This is a genomic window from Cyanobium sp. T1G-Tous (assembly GCF_024345455.1).
Taxonomy (GTDB): Bacteria; Cyanobacteriota; Cyanobacteriia; order PCC-6307; family Cyanobiaceae; genus Cyanobium_A.
Map to the genome: position 1 here is coordinate 1 of NZ_JAGQBD010000009.1, position 15,043 is coordinate 15,043.

Consider the following 15,043-nt stretch of genomic DNA (forward strand, 5'->3'; position numbering starts at 1 on the left):
GTCTGCTTTTTGGCGGTGGTGAGCTCGTAATCAGAGAAGCCGAGCTGCTTGCCACCCATTACCTCAGTCCTGGTCAGCGATTACAGGGCCATTGTCCCGCGAATGGCACTGGTTCTCCAGAGTCTCCTTAGTTCAAGACTTGGCGGTTCAAAACTTGGTGGTTCAAGACTTGATAGTTCAAGAGTTTGTGAGCGGCTGAGCCAACTCCTCGCGCAGCCGGCGAATCCGTTGCAACAGGCGCAGGCGGCGACTGCGGGCGGTGATTGTCAAAAACAGCCTCACCGGCACATAAACCAAGGCCATCAACACCCCAGCCGCCGCCACGAGCACAAACACCATGGCGTTAGCAGTGGAGCCCGGATCCAGCGAAATGGCTTCGTCCGCGCTCTCCAGTGCTGTTTGCAGCAAATCCTCCATTGCTGAACCCTATCGAGGCTGGAGCGAATAAGTAACCCAAAGCAGCAGCTTGATTCGGCTTTCCCCACCCCGCTCCGTTGGCCTGGCGGTGGTCCGCTGTGGGACCCTGGCACAACTGAGTGTTCAACGTTTTCATGGCCAAGCTGATCAGCTTTTCGGATGCCTCCCGTGGCGCCCTTGAGCGGGGTGTAAACGCTCTGGCCAACGCGGTGAAGGTCACCATCGGCCCCCGCGGCCGCAACGTGGTGCTCGAAAAGAAATTCGGCGCGCCCGAGATCGTTAATGACGGCGTCACCATCGCCAGGGAGATCGAACTCGAAGATCCCTTCGAAAACGTTGGCGCCAAGCTGATGCAGCAGGTAGCCAGCAAGACCAAGGACACCGCCGGCGACGGCACCACCACTGCCACCCTGCTGGCCCAGGCGCTGGTCCGCGAAGGTCTCAGAAACGTGGCTGCCGGCGCCAGCCCGGTCGGGTTACGCCGCGGCATGGAAATGGCCACAGCCCAGATCGTGGCGGGCATCGCCGAGAGGGCCCAGCCCGTCGCCGGTGAAGCGATTCGCCAGGTAGCCGAGGTGAGCTCCGGCAACGACGAAGAGATCGGCCGGATGATCGCCGAAGCCATGGGCAAGGTGAGCGCTGACGGCGTTATCACCGTTGAGGAATCCACCTCCTTAGCCACCGAACTGGAGATCACCGAGGGCATGGCCTTCGACCGTGGCTACAGCTCCCCCTACTTCGTCACCGACCAGGAGAGGCGCGAATGCGTCTTTGAAAATGCCCTGATCCTGATCACCGACCGCAAAATCAGCACCATCACTGACCTGGTGCCCGTGCTGGAGGCGGTTTCCAAGGGCGGCAGGCCCCTACTGATCCTGGCGGAAGAAGTGGAGGGCGAAGCTCTCGCCACCCTGGTGGTGAACAAAAACCGGGGCGTATTGCAGGTTGCAGCAGTGCGGGCCCCTGGCTTCGGGGATCGCCGCAAGGCCATGCTTGGCGACATCGCCGTACTCACCGGCGCCACGGTCGTGAGCGAAGACCAGGCCATGACCCTGGACAAGACCGGCCTAGCCGAGCTCGGTCAGGCCCGCCGCATCACCATCACCAAGGACAGCACCACGATCGTGGCCAGCGGCGAGCACCAGGCAGCGGTAGCTGATCGGGTGGCCTCAATCAAGCGCGAGCTCGACAACACCGAGTCCGATTACGACCGCGAAAAACTGCAAGAGCGGATCGCCAAACTGGCCGGAGGGGTTGCCGTGATCAAGGTGGGTGCTCCCACCGAAACCGAGCTCAAGAACCGCAAACTGCGCATCGAAGACGCCCTCAACGCCACCCGCGCTGCGGTGGAGGAGGGAATCATTGCTGGTGGCGGCTGCACCCTGTTGGAGCTGGCCGAAGGGCTGAGCAGCCTGGCGGCTAGCTGCCAGGGCGACGAGCGCACCGGCGTCGAGATCGTCAAACGGGCCCTAGCCGAGCCCGTGCGCCAGATCGCCCACAACTCCGGTGCCGATGGCGCCGTGGTGGCAGCTGAGATCCTGCGGCTGGGCAAGGGCTACAACGCCCTCACCGGCGTCTACGAAGACCTGCTGGCAGCTGGCATTCTCGATGCGGCCAAGGTGGTGCGCCTAGCCCTTCAAGATGCGGTCTCTATCGCCTCGATGCTGATCACCACCGAGGTTGTGATCGCCGATAAGCCCGAACCCGAAGCAGCCCCCGGCGGTGACATGGGAGGAATGGGCGGAATGGGTGGCATGGGTGGCATGGGTGGCATGGGCATGCCCGGGATGATGTGATCCCAGGCTGCTCAGCCGGCCAGTACATCCCGTACATAGGCAGCAACCTGCAAATCGACCCCGGTGATTGCCGTGCCCACAACCACGGCATCAGCGCCGAGGTCGAGCGCTTGGCGAGCCTGCTGGGGGCTTGATATGCCGCCCTCGCAGATCAGGCTCACCTCGGCGGGTAATTGCTGCCGCAGCAGGGGCAATAGGTCCCAGGCTGGTGGCTTCTGGCCTGAGGTTGATTCCGTGTAGCCATAAAGGGTGGTGCCGACCCAGGTGCAACCAAACTCGGCGGCACGCAGGCCATTGGCAACGCTGTCCACATCTGCCATCAGCGCAGCACCAAGCTCGCGCTGGGCGCGGGCGATCAGACCCTCCAAATTTTCACCCCCGGGGCGATGGCGCTCGGTGGCATCAATCGCCACCACATCGGCACCAGCAGCCCAAACCGCACGAATCTCCTCCCACCCCGGGGTGATGTACACCGAGCTGTCTGGATAGCTGCGCTTCCATAGGCCCACGATCAGAGCGGTTGGGCAGCGCTGACGAACAGCGCCGATGTGCTCTGGACTTTCCAGACGCACCCCAGAGGCGCCATTGCGCAAACTGGCATCTGCCATGGCGGCGATCACATCGGGATCGCGCATTGGTGAGCCCTCGGGGGCCTGCACCGACACAATCAAACCGGAGGGTTTCACTCAGCTGGCCAGGGGAAGGGCAAAGTCATTGAGCTCTTCAGCATCCGGCAACCAGGCCCGCAGGGAAGCGTGGGCAAAGGGCGCAGGGGCGGCATTGCGCGCTGCCGGAGCCAGAGCATCCTGCACAAGGGCAAGCACAGCCCGTTGCTCAACTGGTTGCTCAACTAGTTGCATAGTTGGTTGCACGCTGGGCTGAAGGTTGGTTTCCAGGCCAGCCTGGGAGCGCAGCCACTCAGCCGCCCCTACTCCTTGGCCCACACACAGAGGGCCGGCGATCAGGGCTTCGAGGGCAGCCAGCCCCCGGCGGTGCGCCCACTGCTGCACCAGACGCTGGGCCATGGCCTGATCCCGCTCTGCAACCGCCGCCAGCAAGCGGTCTCCTAAGTCGGGACGATCGGACGGGGGGAATCTGCAGGGCTGCGTCACGAAAGGACTTGCTAGGTGAGCTTGCGATCCAGAAGCGGCCGAATCAGCAGGAACAACCCGGCGGCCAGCAAGGCGAGCACCCCTAGGCAGGTGGCGCTGCTGAGCTGGCCGTAGGGGGCCTCCAGCACCACTGCGGTGAGAGAGACCTGTCCCGCATAGGCGGCACGAATCGGTTCTATCGCGAAGGTAAGGGGATTAAGGGCCGCTAGCCAGCCCAGCCAGGCCGGCATGAACGACAACGGAGCCAAAGCGGTGCTGGCAAACAGCAGTGGCAGGTTGGCCACAAAGATCACCGCAATCAGCTCAATGTGGCCTGGCAGCGCAAAAGCAAGCCCCAAACTCAAGGCTGTTACTGCAAATACCAACAACAGCAAGGTGACTAATACCAGCAGCAGCCCAGCTGCACCAGGCCAGCCGTAACCCAGCAAAGCGGCAGTGCCCATGATCGCCAGGCTCTGCACCAAGCTCAGAGTGGTGATGTAGAGCACCGAGGCGAACACGATCGAGCTCCGCGAGCGCAGTGGCGCCACTAGCAACCGGTTGAGGAAGCCGAATTCGCGGTCAAACATCAACGGCAGGCCGGCGTTAAGGGCCGCACTGAAGGCCGTGAACACGATCACCCCTGCGCCAAGGAAGCGGCCGTAGCTGATGCCGCCAGGCAGCAGGCCCGCCGGAGCCTTGGCAAACAGGGCGCCAAATAACACCAGCCAGATCAGGGGCTGCAGAACCCCCGCCACCAAGGTGGAAGGCCGGCGCTGCAGCTGTACGAACAAACGACGCGTGAGGGCCAGGGTTTCTTGACTGATCTCGGCCAAGGCGGATGCCTCGGGTTGGGGGCCTGGAAGGGTTGTGGTCATCACATGCTTGCTTTGCGTTCAGCCTTGGGATCACGGCTGCCGGCCACCGCCAGCTCCGCGTCCATCAGGGTGCGGCCGGTGGCCTGGAGATAGACATCATCGAGGCTGGGGCGGCTCTGGGCGAGGGCGAAAACCGACAGGTCGGCTGCCGCCAATTGGCGGCGCAGCTGCTCGACAACGCCGTCGTGCTCAATCACCAGATTCAGGGAGTAGCCCTGGGCCCGGTTCACCACCACCTGGCGTACCCCGGCGCATTCGTTCAGCAAGCTGCGCACCCGCTCAGCCTCGTCGGCATCACTGAATTCGCGCACCCTCAAGGTCACTCGATCGCCACCCAAGGCGGCCTTGAGCACAGCAGGAGCGCCCTCGGCGATGACCTTGCCAGCCTCGATGATCGCCAGATGGTCAGCCAGGGCATCAACCTCCTCTAAGTAGTGGCTGCTTAGCAGGACAGTTGTGCCGCCATCGCGTAGCTGGCGCAACACAGACCAGATCGCCGCGCGACTCTCGATATCAAGGCCGACGGTGGGCTCATCGAGCACCAACACCTGGGGGCTGTGCAACAGGCCAGCGGCCAGATCGAGCCGGCGCCGCATCCCGCCCGAGTAGCTACCGCACCGCCGATCAATCCACTCGGCCATGCCGAGCAGCTCGATCAGCTCGTCCATGCGCCGGTTCCGGGCAGCTGGGGCCAGGTGATAGAGATCACCCTGCAGCTGCAGCAGTTCGCGGCCGGTGAGGATCTTGTCGATTGCCACCTCCTGGGCCACGTAGCCCAACAAGCGACGCACCGCCCGGGGCTCGGCCAGGGCATCAACGCCGCCTACCCGAACGCTGCCGCTGTCAGGGGCCAGCAGGGTGCAAAGGATGCGCAAGGCGGTCGTCTTACCGGCACCGTTAGGACCAAGCAGGCCATAGAGGCTACCGGCCGGCACTTGCAGGGAAAGGTTGTCGAGGGCAACGACGGCAGTTGCCGCCTTTTTGCCCCCGTAGCGCTTGCAGAGCTGCTGCAGTTCGATCACCGACTCAAGCCGCTCCAATCAGCCGACCAATGTAGGCAAGGCAGCAAAGGGGACGTTGAACAGTTGGGGGCCCAGCAGGGCTGCCTGCGGTAGGCGGGCCAACAAAAGCAACGCACAGATGCCGAATAAATAGAAAATCGACCAGCGGAACATGGCCTTGGCCCGTTGGGGTTCGTCAGGCTGGCTGCGTAGCTGGGAGCTCAGCTGCAGCAGACGGGCGTTGAAGGGCAGCACCATCAAGCCATAAAGCAAGCCGCCTGTTGGCAGCGCCACTATCCCAAGCAGGCTGAAGCCAACGGTGGCCCAGGCGTAATGGCTGATAGCCCGGGTCGTCACCGCCACGCCCTTGACCACCGGCAGCATCGGAATGCCCACGGAGCGGTAATCGTCCTTGAGCAGCAAGGCCAGGGCCCAGAAGTGGGCTGGCGTCCACAACATCACCAGGGAAAACAACCACCAGGAAGCCCAGCCAAGGGAGCCGGTGGCAGCGGCAGCTCCCACCAAGGGCGGAATAGCTCCGGCCACCCCGCCGACCACGATGTTCTGACTGGTGCGCGGCTTGAGCAGGGCTGTGTAAAGCAGCACATAGCTGCAGAGCCCCAGCAGGGAGAGGCTGGCAGCCAGCGGATTAACGCCCATAACCAGCACCACCACCGACAGGATGGTGAGGCCAATGGCTAGGGCAAAGGCCTGGCGCTGGGCGAGACGACCAGAGGGCAGGGCCCGGCGGCTAGTGCGCTGCATGCGCCCATCGAGATCCTGTTCCCAGAGGCAATTGAGCACACCGGCCGCAGCCGAAGCCAGGCTGCCCCCCACCAGGGTGCAGATGATCGTGCTGGCGGTGGGTGCATCGCCAGAGCTGAGGGCCATGCCACCGAGGGTGGTAGCTAGCAGCAGCGGTATGAGGCGGGGCTTGGCAACTTCAAGCCAAGCTGGCAATTTCACCGAGGGGCGGATCGCCGGGGCAACGGCGATTGGAGCTGTGATCGTTGCACTAACCATGAGCCACCTCGGAAGACATTGGAGACATGGGCAAGGTCTGGCCTGATTTGCCAAGGGAGCGGGCAAGCACCGCTGCAAGCAGAGCGACCAGCAGGGCCGCCAGCAGTTGGTGGCCGATCGTCACCAGCGGCGCCTGCAGCTGGAGCTTCAAGGTCCAAATGCCCAAGCTCACCTGGGCCAGCACCAACACGGCTGCTCCCTGGGCGAGGCCGGGCAGTTGCCCCTGACCTGGAGGCAAAAACAGTGTTGCTGCTGCCAGGACCAGCACTGCAACAGCTGCTGTCATGGCGAGCTGGCGGTGAGCCAGCAGCCAGCGGCAGCCATTGCCGGCACTAAAACACTGATCTGCCGCCCACTGGCTGGCCATGGTTCCACCCAGCAGGCACTGGGCGAAGACCAGCACCAGAGCCAAGCTCGCCAGCAGCTGCCACCAAAGCGGAGGGCTGTTCGAGGCCCTATTCACCATTGCCAGACGCTGGTAGATGCCACTTGTAAGTGCAACCAGCAGCAAGGCCGTAGCGAGATGGGCAGTAACTAAGGGCGCAGCCAGAAGCTGGGTGACGGTAAGAGCCCCCAGGGCCCCTTGAACCAACACTAGAAAAAGTGCCCCAGCAGCCAGCCAGGGCAACCAAGCGGGCAGGCGGCGCCGCCAGAAAAAACTCGCTGCCGTAAGAACCAGCAGGGCTACTCCCACCACGAAAGCGTCAAGGCGGTGAAACCACTCCAAAAACACCTGCAGATTCATCTGACGACCTGGCAGGAGGCGGCCGTAACAGAGGGGCCAGTCAGGACAGGCCAGACCCGCCTCCATCACCCTGGTGGCACCGCCGATACCAACCAATGCCACCAAGGCCACCACTAGGTGGGAGGCAAGCAGGGCGAGCTTCTGGGTCAGAACAGGGTCAGGCCTGCTGCGAAAGCTTGGGGCTAGAGGTGATTGGAGATTTGTCGTCACGGAAACGACCATCCCGGAGTCCAGAGAAGCTAACCAAGTTGTTCAAAACGAGGGACTCTTAATTGCCCAGATCACGAAGTGAAAACATCAGCCCTGCTTGCAAGCGCCTGAGGCGTTGATTTGCCAACTAAGGCAAGGATCGAGCCGCACATCGCAGCCAATGCCCATAGGCTGACCAGAAGCTCAAACAGCACCGTGCCAATTCGCACCGCCCTAGCTGTGCTCACGGCCACCACAGCCCTTGTGCTGACAGGGCTTTGGGTTGGCAACAACGTCAACGTGCTGCCGCTGGGCGCCAGCAGCAACGCATCCACCTACGACGATCTATTTAAGGTTTTGTTCAGCATTGGCACCGTGCTGTTTCTCGGCATCGTGATCCTGCTGGTTTACAGCTTGTTTCGATTTAGGCGCCGCAGCGGCGATGTCAGCGATGGTCTAGCAATAGAGGGAAATTTGCCGCTGGAGATCGTTTGGACGGCCATCCCAGCAGTAGTTGTTTTGTTTGTCGGTCTATACAGCTACGACATATATGAGCGGATGGGCGGTATGGCCACCCTCAACGATCACATGGCCATGGATCAAGGGGCCATGCAGCAGGTCAGCGTTAAGAAAGGCGATACAGCTGGCCGGGTTTGGGGTGGCATTGGCGTAGCCGGCATGGATGCTGCACCTTCCGGACCGGTTTTACCTGTGGAGGTAACCGCTATGCAATTTGCCTTCATTTTTCACTATCCAGGCTCAGACATAATTAGCGGTGAGCTGCATGTGCCCACAGGTCAACAGGTGGAGTTGCGCATGGAAGCCCGGGATGTAATCCATGCCTTCTGGGTACCCCAGTTCCGGCTCAAGCAGGACGTAATTCCAGGCCAGCCAACCGTGCTCTCCTTTACCGCCACTCGGGCTGGCACCTATCCGATCATCTGCGCCGAGCTCTGCGGCCCTTACCACGGCGGCATGCGCTCCAACGTTGTAGTGCACGAGCCCGATGCCTACGACAACTGGTTGCAGCAGAACACTCCCAACCGCACCACCACCTGACGACCAGCCATGACTCTCGCCAACCCAAGCGATTTCGACGGCAACCTGCAACCCCAGGGCTGGCTGCGCTACTTCAGTTTCAGCCTCGATCACAAGGTGATTGGCCTGCAGTATTTGATTTGTGGCTTCATCTTTTATCTGATCGGCGGGGCCCTAGCTGGAGTCATCCGCACGGAACTGATAAGTCCAATCTCCGATTTTGTCAGCCGTGAGACCTACAACGAGGTGCTCACCCTTCATGGCACGGTGATGATCTTTCTTTGGATCGTGCCAGTCGTCAACGGTGCCTTCGGCAATTATCTGATTCCCTTTTATGTGGGCGCCAGAGACATGGCTTTCCCCCGTCTCAACGCTGTGGCCTTCTGGCTGATTCCCCCTGCGGGCATTCTGCTTATCAGTAGTTATTTTATCGCTGGAGCTGCTGCCCAGTCTGGCTGGACCGCCTATCCACCCCTAAGTCTCACGACCCCAGCCGCAGGCCAAGTGGTTTGGATATTGAGCGTGCTTCTGCTTGGTGGCAGCTCGATTTTTGGCGGCATCAACTTCATTGCCACCATCCTCAAATTACGGCGACCAGGACTAAAGCTGATGATGCTGCCTATGTATTGCTGGGCAATGCTAGGCACCAGCATTTTAGTTGTGCTTTCAACCCCGGTACTGGCAGGCACCCTAATTCTGCTCAGTTTCGACATCATTGCCCACACCGGATTTTTCAACCCAACCATGGGTGGAAACGTAGTGGTTTATCAACACCTTTTTTGGTTCTATTCCCACCCGGCTGTTTACATTATGGTGCTGCCAGCCTTCGGCCTGGTCAGCGAAATACTTCCCATCCACGCCCGCAAGCCTCTGTTTGGTTACACCACGATGGTGTATTCGATCATGGCGATCGTTTTCCTTGGCCTGATTGTTTGGGCTCACCACATGTTCACCAGCGGCACGCCCCCCTGGATGCGCCTGTTTTTCACGATTGCCACCTCCTTTATCGCAGTTCCAACCGGCATTAAATTCTTCAACTGGTTGGCAACTTTATGGGGCGGAAAGATTGCTCTTAATTCGGCGATGTTGTTCTCATGCGCCTTCATCGTTAATTTTGTATTTGGCGGCATCACCGGCGTTGCCTTGGCTCAAGTGCCTTTCGATATTCACGTCCACGACACCTACTTCGTGGTGGGCCACTTCCACTACATCGTTTACGGGGGCACGGTGTTTGTTATTTTCGGTTCCCTATATCACTGGTATCCGAAATTCACCGGTCGCCTGCTCAACGAGGACCTAGGCAGGCTCCACTTCCTGCTCACCTTTGTTGGTTTCAATCTCTGCTTCGCCCCCCAGCACTGGCTCGGCTTGAATGGCATGCCCCGACGAGTTGCCGAATACGACCCCGCCTTCACAACCCTTAACCAGGTGAGCAGTGTGGGCGCCCTGTTGATGGCAATCAGCACCCTGCCACTGCTTATCAATGTTGTGGTTACGGCGATAAACGGCAAAGAGGCTGGTGACAACCCTTGGAATGCCCTTACATCTGAATGGCTCACCAGTTCGCCGCCACCGGTTGAAAATTGGCATGGCGAGGCACCACTAGTGACCGAGCCCTACGGCTACGGCCAGCACCCGGAGGTAAAAGCGTGACGAGCACCACACCCCTACAGGATTCAGTAGTCGTAGAGGCTGGCCACGGCCCAGCTGGCGAGGGGCACGGAGATTTCCGCCTATTTGGCCTGGCCACCTTCTTGGTGGCAGATGGCATGACCTTCGCCGGTTTTTTTGCTGCCTATCTCACTTTCCGGGCCGTGAATCCGCTGCCAGAAGGCGGGATCTATGAGCTCGAATTGCTGCTACCCACCATCAACACGGTGGTTTTGATCATCAGCAGCTTCACCTTTCATCGCGCGGGCAAGGAATGCCGGGCCGGAAAGTTGGGGGCAAGCCGCCTCTGGCTGGCAATCACTGGCGGCCTGGGCGCGATTTTCCTGGCGGGTCAGATGGTTGAGTATTTCAACCTGCCCTTCAGCCTCACCGACAACCTTTTTGCCAGCACCTTCTACGCCCTCACTGGCTTTCACGGCCTGCACGTGACTCTTGGGGTGATCTGTATCGCCATCGTTGCTCTGCAGACCCGCCCGGGAGGACGCATCAGCGCCAGCGACCATTTCGGCTTAGAAGCAGCTGAGCTCTATTGGCATTTCGTCGATGGCATCTGGGTTGTGCTCTACGGAATCCTGTATCTGCTCTGAGGCTCCAAGTCGTCAACCGCTGGCACGGATGGCGATTTCCGTGCACACCGGGCACAATTAGTTGATATATCTGCCTAGTGCAGGCGTTTCACATGGCGGCCAGGAGCGGCGACAGCCCCGCGGACATGCTGGAAGGCAAGGCCCTTCTTGATCGGGCCCGCGCCCTGAGCAACCGCCCAGAGGACGAAATCGCTCGGGGCTGCGGTTACGTGGGTCCGAGCGGACGGGTGCTGAAAAAAAGTTTTTATCGAGCTTTGGTGGCCGCTAAGGGCTACCCGGTACCAAACAGCGTTGGCCGAACCGCCAGCAGCGGCCAAGGCAAGGGACGGCAAGCTGATTTCCGCACCCGGGTGCATGGCAACGGAAACCTGCTGATCGGCCAGGCCTACACCCGCAGGCTGGGACTGGAGCCGGGCCAGGAATTTCGGATCGAGATCAACCCAGACAACGGTTCGATCAGCCTGCTACCGCTCGAACCACAAGATCCCTAGGCCCCTCTCCCCTGGCACTCCAGCTCAGTCGTCGCCATGGAAGCTGGCGCTGAAGGCGAGCAGGTCGATACCGCTGAACAGAAAGCTGATTCCAACCAGCACCCCAATCACCCAGAGCAGCCCCCAGGCCTGCATGGTCACTATCAGCAAGCCAAGAATCAGGGTGACTATGCCGTTGAGCAAGCCCCAACCCCAGCCACTGACCCGGGTGTGACCAAGGGCCACCAGCATCGAAACCAGGCCTTCAAGGATGAAAACGATGCCGATGGCAAAGGCCAGACTGGCCACCACCAGGCCGCCCTCGAGCGGACCGCCGCGGAACTGCTGAATCATCCAGGCCCCCACCACGATGAAGAGGGTGGAAATCACCAGCCGCGAAAAGCAATACCAGCGTCCCAACTGGCGGGAGCGGGCCAGGTTGCTTACCCAACCCACGATGCCGCCCACCAGAAAGCCCACCGCCACGATCACGGTGATCCAGGCGGAAGCCAGCACCGGGAAGATCAGGGCCAGCACCCCAAGTACCAGCATCAACACCCCCTCAAACAGGGTGAAGGCCTTCAATCCCTCGCCTTTGGACGAAAACAAACCTGAGCCCATCGCTATGGCAGCAACATCACCTCGACCGTAGGCACGCCAAGCGCAGACGTCAGATCCAGCCGTGATCAGCCAGCCAGGGGGCATTGATAGGCTCCGCCGCGCCGCTGGGGCCGCTGGCAGCCAACAAACGCTCGGTGTACTTGGCCAGTAGGTCGGCCTCCAGGTTGACCCCATCCCCCACCGCCAGCTGCGCCAGGGTGGTGCTTGCCCAGGTGTGGGGAATCACGGCAATCCAGAAGCCGGCGCCATCGGGGTCGCAGCCGGCCACTGTCAGGCTGATGCCATCCACAGCCACGCTGGCCTTTTCGCACACATAGCGGCCGTAGGCGGGGTTCTGCCAGGCCAGCTCCAGGCGCCAGGAGGCGGTCTGGCGGGCGATGGCTCGCACCACCCCGAGCCCATCCACATGGCCGCTCACCAGGTGGCCACCAAGCCGGTCGGCCAGGCGCAGGGCAGGCTCGAGATTCACCCTGCCGCCCCGGTCTGCCTTAGCGGCCAAGGTGGTGCGGCCCAGGGTTTCCTCACTGACATCGGCGCGAAAGCCATCGGCCAGCCGCCCAGCAACGGTGAGACAAACCCCATCCACCGCCACGCTGTCGCCTAGGGCCAGGTCAGCTGGGGTCCAGGTAGCCCCCGGGGCTGCAGCCCACTGCAGCTGAACCCCGTGGGGCGAGCGGCGAATCACGCCTGTGGCCTGCACCAGCCCGGTAAACATCTGCTGTCCAGCCCAGGCGGATACATCCTCGCCATAATCGGGCAAAAGGCTGCGCCTAGCCATGGTTGAAATGCGCGTTGCCGGAATTGCCCTCGATGCGGCCAGTCGCAGCCCGATTGTGCTGCTACGCGATCCATCGGGCCGGCGCCAGGTGCCGATCTGGATCGATCAGGCCCAAGCCCAAAATATCCTGGCTGGCCTCAGCGAAGAACCGCCGACCCGCCCCCTCAGCCATGACCTGATGGCCGACCTGATCGACGCTGGGGGTTTGCAGCTCGACCGGGTTGTAATCCACACGATCGAAGACAGCACCTTCCGCGCCGTGCTGAAACTCAGCCCAGCTAGCGATGGGGAAATTGGCTCGGCTGGCGACCAATCATCAGCCTCAAGCATCGAAATAGACGCCAGGCCTAGCGATGCCATCGCCCTAGCCCTGCGCACCGGCAGCAGCATCTGGATGCTCGAAGAGGTCGTGGCTGATGCCTCCATCCCGGTGGATGCGGAGGCCGACGCCCAGGAGCAGGACAATTTCCGCCGCTTCCTGGACAGCACCAGCCCTGCCGACCTAGTGCGCCACCTCAAACAGGCCCCCCCAGAAGCGGACCAATCTGGGGATGAACCAACAGCCTGAAAACCAGCTGCAGCGCCCCTACGGCGCCGGGCCGGCGGTGTCGGCCTTCAGCTTGGGCACGATGCGGGCTCTGGGCAGCCCCGCCCAAATGGAAGCGGTCCTTAGGGCAGCCCTGGCCGCCGGCATCAACCACCTGGAAACAGCCCCTGCCTACGGGCCTGCCGAAACCTTCCTGGGCCAGGCCCTGGCGGCCCTGCAACGGGACAACCTGGGCCCCTCAGACGGCTGGCGCATCACCAGCAAACTGCTGCCCGGCCCCGACCTGGCCGCCGGCCAGGGGCAGTTGCGCTCAATCCTGGCCCGCCTTGGCGTGGCCCAGCTCACCAACCTGGCCGTACACGGCCTCAACCGCCCCGAGCACCTGGAGTGGGCGCTTAAGGGGCCCGGCGCCGACCTGCTGACCTGGGCCAAAGACGAAGGACTGGTGGGCCAGGTGGGCTTCAGCAGCCACGGCACTCCCGAGCTGATCGAAGCCGCCCTGAGCTCGGGGAACTTCACGTTCTGCAGCCTGCATGTGCACCTGTTTGACCAGACCCTCCTGCCCATCGCCCGCTCCGCCCTGGCCCAGGGAATCGGCGTGCTTGCCATCTCCCCGGCCGACAAGGGCGGTCGCCTCTACGACCCACCAGCGGAGCTGCTGGCCGACTGCGCCCCGTTTCACCCCCTGGAGCTGGCCTATCGCTTCCTGCTCGATCAAGGGATCTCCACCTTGAGCCTGGGGGCTGAGCAGCCGGAAGACCTGGCCTGGGCCGCTGCCATCGGCGGGCCCTCGCCCTGGCTGAGTGCCGCGCAACGCTCAGCCCTGCAGCGCCTGGATGCAGCCGGCCGCGAGCGCCTGGGGGCGGAGCGCTGCGGCCAGTGCCGCGCCTGCTTGCCCTGCCCCAACGGCGTGCCGATCCCCGAACTCCTGCGCCTGCGCAACCTGGCAGTGGGCCACGGCATGGAGGCCTTTGCCCAGGAGCGCTACAACCTGATCGGCCGCGCCGGCCACTGGTGGGAGGAGCTCAACGCCGAGGCCTGCCGCACCTGCGGCGCCTGCCTGCCCCGCTGCCCCCACGAGCTGGCCATCCCCGAGCTGCTGGCCGACACCCACCGGCTCCTCAGCGCCGCGCCGCGCCGCCGCCTTTGGGGCTAGGGCCTGGGTGCGGCCGCATCCCAGAGGTTCTGCTGGGCCAATTGCTCGGGCAGGCTGAGCGGCGGCAGGCTCCAGCAGCGGCCCAGGAGGGCATCTCCCGGCAGCAGCAACGCCGCCATCGACGTGGGGAAACGCCGGGCCACCTGCGCCAGATCGGCCTGGGGCAGGGGTGGCACCCAGCCGCGGGCCAGCAGTTGCTCCAGCAGCGGCGGCTCCAGCACCGCCCCCAGCCACTCCAGCGGCGGCGGCACTGAAGAGGCACCACCTTCAGGCCGCAGCAGCAGCTGCCAGCTGAGCGGCGCGCCGCTGTCGGGCCAGATCACCGCCAGGCGCTGGTCGCGGCGCAGCAGGGGAATCAGGCGCTGCAGCGGCAGCACCGCCGCCTCAGCATCACCGCTGAGCAGCAGATTGAGGCCGTCACGGTCGTCGTAGGCGAGGGCTTGGGCCCGCAACCGCTCCAGCCGCGCAAAATCGCCGCCCATGATCTCCAGGCTGATGCGGGGGCTGGAGGGCAACACCAACCGGCCGCTCAGGCTGGGATCAAGCAGCAACTGCCAGCCCTCCTGGCGACGGGCGGCCAGGTCGGGGCGGCTGCGCAGGGCGATCACCCAGGGGCTGTAGGCCCAGGGGAAGGCCAGCTGCGCGTCACCCAGCGGGGCAAACAGACGAGCCACCGGGGCACTGAAGGCGGCCAGACGAGCCCACAGCCGCGGCGCCTCAAAGGGCTGAAGTTGCTGCCGGCTCAGGCCACTGGCCCAGCCGTCACTGAGAGACACCAAACCGGGGGCAACCAAGCCAGGGGCCGGTCGTTCGCCAAGCTGACGCACGGCTTTTTGCACAGCAGCTGCATCAGCTACTTGGCGTGTCCGCCAAGGGGCGGGCAGTTGCTTCAGCCAGGCGGCTGGCAGGTCTGCTTCTGCCAGCAGCAGCTCGGGGCCAGCGGCGGAGCGGCAAGCGGCCAGCAAGCCAGCGCCAGCGCCCACCCCTAGCTGCAGCAGGCGGCGACGGGAGAGCACAGCGGGCGTGAATGCCATG

General features: G+C 62.8%; 17 protein-coding genes. 7 read left to right on the forward strand and 10 right to left on the reverse strand.

Features of this window, described 5'->3' with window-relative positions:
* Positions 1-177: 177 nt before the first annotated feature.
* Positions 178-417, reverse strand: a complete 240-nt coding sequence (locus KBY75_RS06770; protein ID WP_254936241.1) for a hypothetical protein — start codon at positions 415-417, stop codon at positions 178-180.
* A 134-nt stretch (positions 418-551) separates the two neighbouring features.
* On the opposite strand from KBY75_RS06770, the gene groL reads away from it, so the two are divergent.
* The gene (gene groL, locus KBY75_RS06775; protein ID WP_255023428.1) at positions 552-2,213 is read left to right on the forward strand and encodes a chaperonin GroEL; all 1,662 of its coding nucleotides are present in this window, start codon (positions 552-554) and stop codon (positions 2,211-2,213) included.
* Between the two features lie 11 nt (positions 2,214-2,224).
* On the opposite strand, the gene KBY75_RS06780 is transcribed toward groL, so the two are convergent.
* From KBY75_RS06780 to KBY75_RS06805, 6 genes are read right to left on the reverse strand one after another with little or no spacing between them, the layout of a single operon-like run.
* The gene (locus KBY75_RS06780; protein WP_255023429.1) at positions 2,225-2,899 is read right to left on the reverse strand and encodes an N-acetylmannosamine-6-phosphate 2-epimerase; all 675 of its coding nucleotides are present in this window, start codon (positions 2,897-2,899) and stop codon (positions 2,225-2,227) included.
* Positions 2,900-3,325, reverse strand: a complete 426-nt coding sequence (locus tag KBY75_RS06785; protein ID WP_255023430.1) for a hypothetical protein — start codon at positions 3,323-3,325, stop codon at positions 2,900-2,902.
* An 11-nt stretch (positions 3,326-3,336) separates the two neighbouring features.
* The gene (locus tag KBY75_RS06790) at positions 3,337-4,182 is read right to left on the reverse strand and encodes an ABC transporter permease (RefSeq protein ID WP_254935942.1); all 846 of its coding nucleotides are present in this window, start codon (positions 4,180-4,182) and stop codon (positions 3,337-3,339) included.
* Positions 4,182-5,222, reverse strand: coding sequence for an ABC transporter ATP-binding protein (locus KBY75_RS06795; protein WP_255023431.1), 1,041 nt, complete (start codon positions 5,220-5,222; stop codon positions 4,182-4,184). The genes KBY75_RS06790 and KBY75_RS06795 overlap by 1 nt, the downstream gene beginning before the upstream one ends.
* Positions 5,223-6,206 carry a heme o synthase gene (locus tag KBY75_RS06800; protein WP_255023432.1) on the reverse strand — a complete coding sequence of 328 codons (984 nt, stop codon included), beginning with the start codon at positions 6,204-6,206 and terminating at the stop codon, positions 5,223-5,225. It lies immediately after the preceding gene.
* Positions 6,199-7,161, reverse strand: coding sequence for a COX15/CtaA family protein (locus KBY75_RS06805; protein ID WP_315859067.1), 963 nt, complete (start codon positions 7,159-7,161; stop codon positions 6,199-6,201). Before KBY75_RS06805 ends, KBY75_RS06800 begins: the two co-directional genes overlap by 8 nt.
* 195 nt (positions 7,162-7,356) lie before the next feature.
* On the opposite strand from KBY75_RS06805, the gene KBY75_RS06810 reads away from it, so the two are divergent.
* From KBY75_RS06810 to KBY75_RS06825, 4 genes are all read left to right on the forward strand, one after another.
* Positions 7,357-8,199 (forward strand): cytochrome c oxidase subunit II, encoded by an 843-nt coding sequence (locus KBY75_RS06810; RefSeq protein WP_255023433.1) that lies wholly within the window; start codon positions 7,357-7,359, stop codon positions 8,197-8,199.
* A 9-nt stretch (positions 8,200-8,208) separates the two neighbouring features.
* Positions 8,209-9,831 carry a cytochrome c oxidase subunit I gene (ctaD, locus tag KBY75_RS06815; protein WP_254935939.1) on the forward strand — a complete coding sequence of 541 codons (1,623 nt, stop codon included), beginning with the start codon at positions 8,209-8,211 and terminating at the stop codon, positions 9,829-9,831.
* On the forward strand, positions 9,828-10,436 hold the full coding sequence (locus KBY75_RS06820; protein ID WP_254935938.1) for a cytochrome c oxidase subunit 3: 609 nt from the start codon (positions 9,828-9,830) through the stop codon (positions 10,434-10,436). The genes ctaD and KBY75_RS06820 overlap by 4 nt, the downstream gene beginning before the upstream one ends.
* Positions 10,437-10,561: 125 nt before the next feature.
* On the forward strand, positions 10,562-10,927 hold the full coding sequence (locus KBY75_RS06825) for an AbrB family transcriptional regulator (protein WP_255023473.1): 366 nt from the start codon (positions 10,562-10,564) through the stop codon (positions 10,925-10,927).
* A gap of 24 nt (positions 10,928-10,951) precedes the next feature.
* Here the strand turns inward: KBY75_RS06825 and KBY75_RS06830 are convergent, their stop codons facing one another.
* Both KBY75_RS06830 and KBY75_RS06835 read right to left on the reverse strand, forming a co-directional pair.
* On the reverse strand, positions 10,952-11,527 hold the full coding sequence (locus tag KBY75_RS06830) for an HdeD family acid-resistance protein (protein ID WP_255023474.1): 576 nt from the start codon (positions 11,525-11,527) through the stop codon (positions 10,952-10,954).
* Between the two features lie 49 nt (positions 11,528-11,576).
* Entirely contained in the window at positions 11,577-12,242 is a 666-nt protein-coding gene (locus KBY75_RS06835; RefSeq protein WP_255023475.1) for a riboflavin synthase, read from the reverse strand.
* Between the two features lie 61 nt (positions 12,243-12,303).
* Here KBY75_RS06835 and KBY75_RS06840 point away from each other — a divergent pair, with 61 nt between their 5' ends.
* Together KBY75_RS06840 and KBY75_RS06845 are read left to right on the forward strand one after the other, a co-directional pair.
* On the forward strand, positions 12,304-12,873 hold the full coding sequence (locus KBY75_RS06840) for a bifunctional nuclease family protein (protein WP_254935936.1): 570 nt from the start codon (positions 12,304-12,306) through the stop codon (positions 12,871-12,873).
* Positions 12,857-14,008, forward strand: a complete 1,152-nt coding sequence (locus tag KBY75_RS06845) for an aldo/keto reductase (protein ID WP_255023434.1) — start codon at positions 12,857-12,859, stop codon at positions 14,006-14,008. The genes KBY75_RS06840 and KBY75_RS06845 overlap by 17 nt, the downstream gene beginning before the upstream one ends.
* Here the strand turns inward: KBY75_RS06845 and KBY75_RS06850 are convergent.
* Positions 14,005-15,042 carry a twin-arginine translocation pathway signal gene (locus KBY75_RS06850; protein WP_255023435.1) on the reverse strand — a complete coding sequence of 346 codons (1,038 nt, stop codon included), beginning with the start codon at positions 15,040-15,042 and terminating at the stop codon, positions 14,005-14,007. The two genes, KBY75_RS06845 and KBY75_RS06850, sit on opposite strands and share 4 nt — an antisense overlap.
* Position 15,043 lies beyond the last annotated feature (1 nt).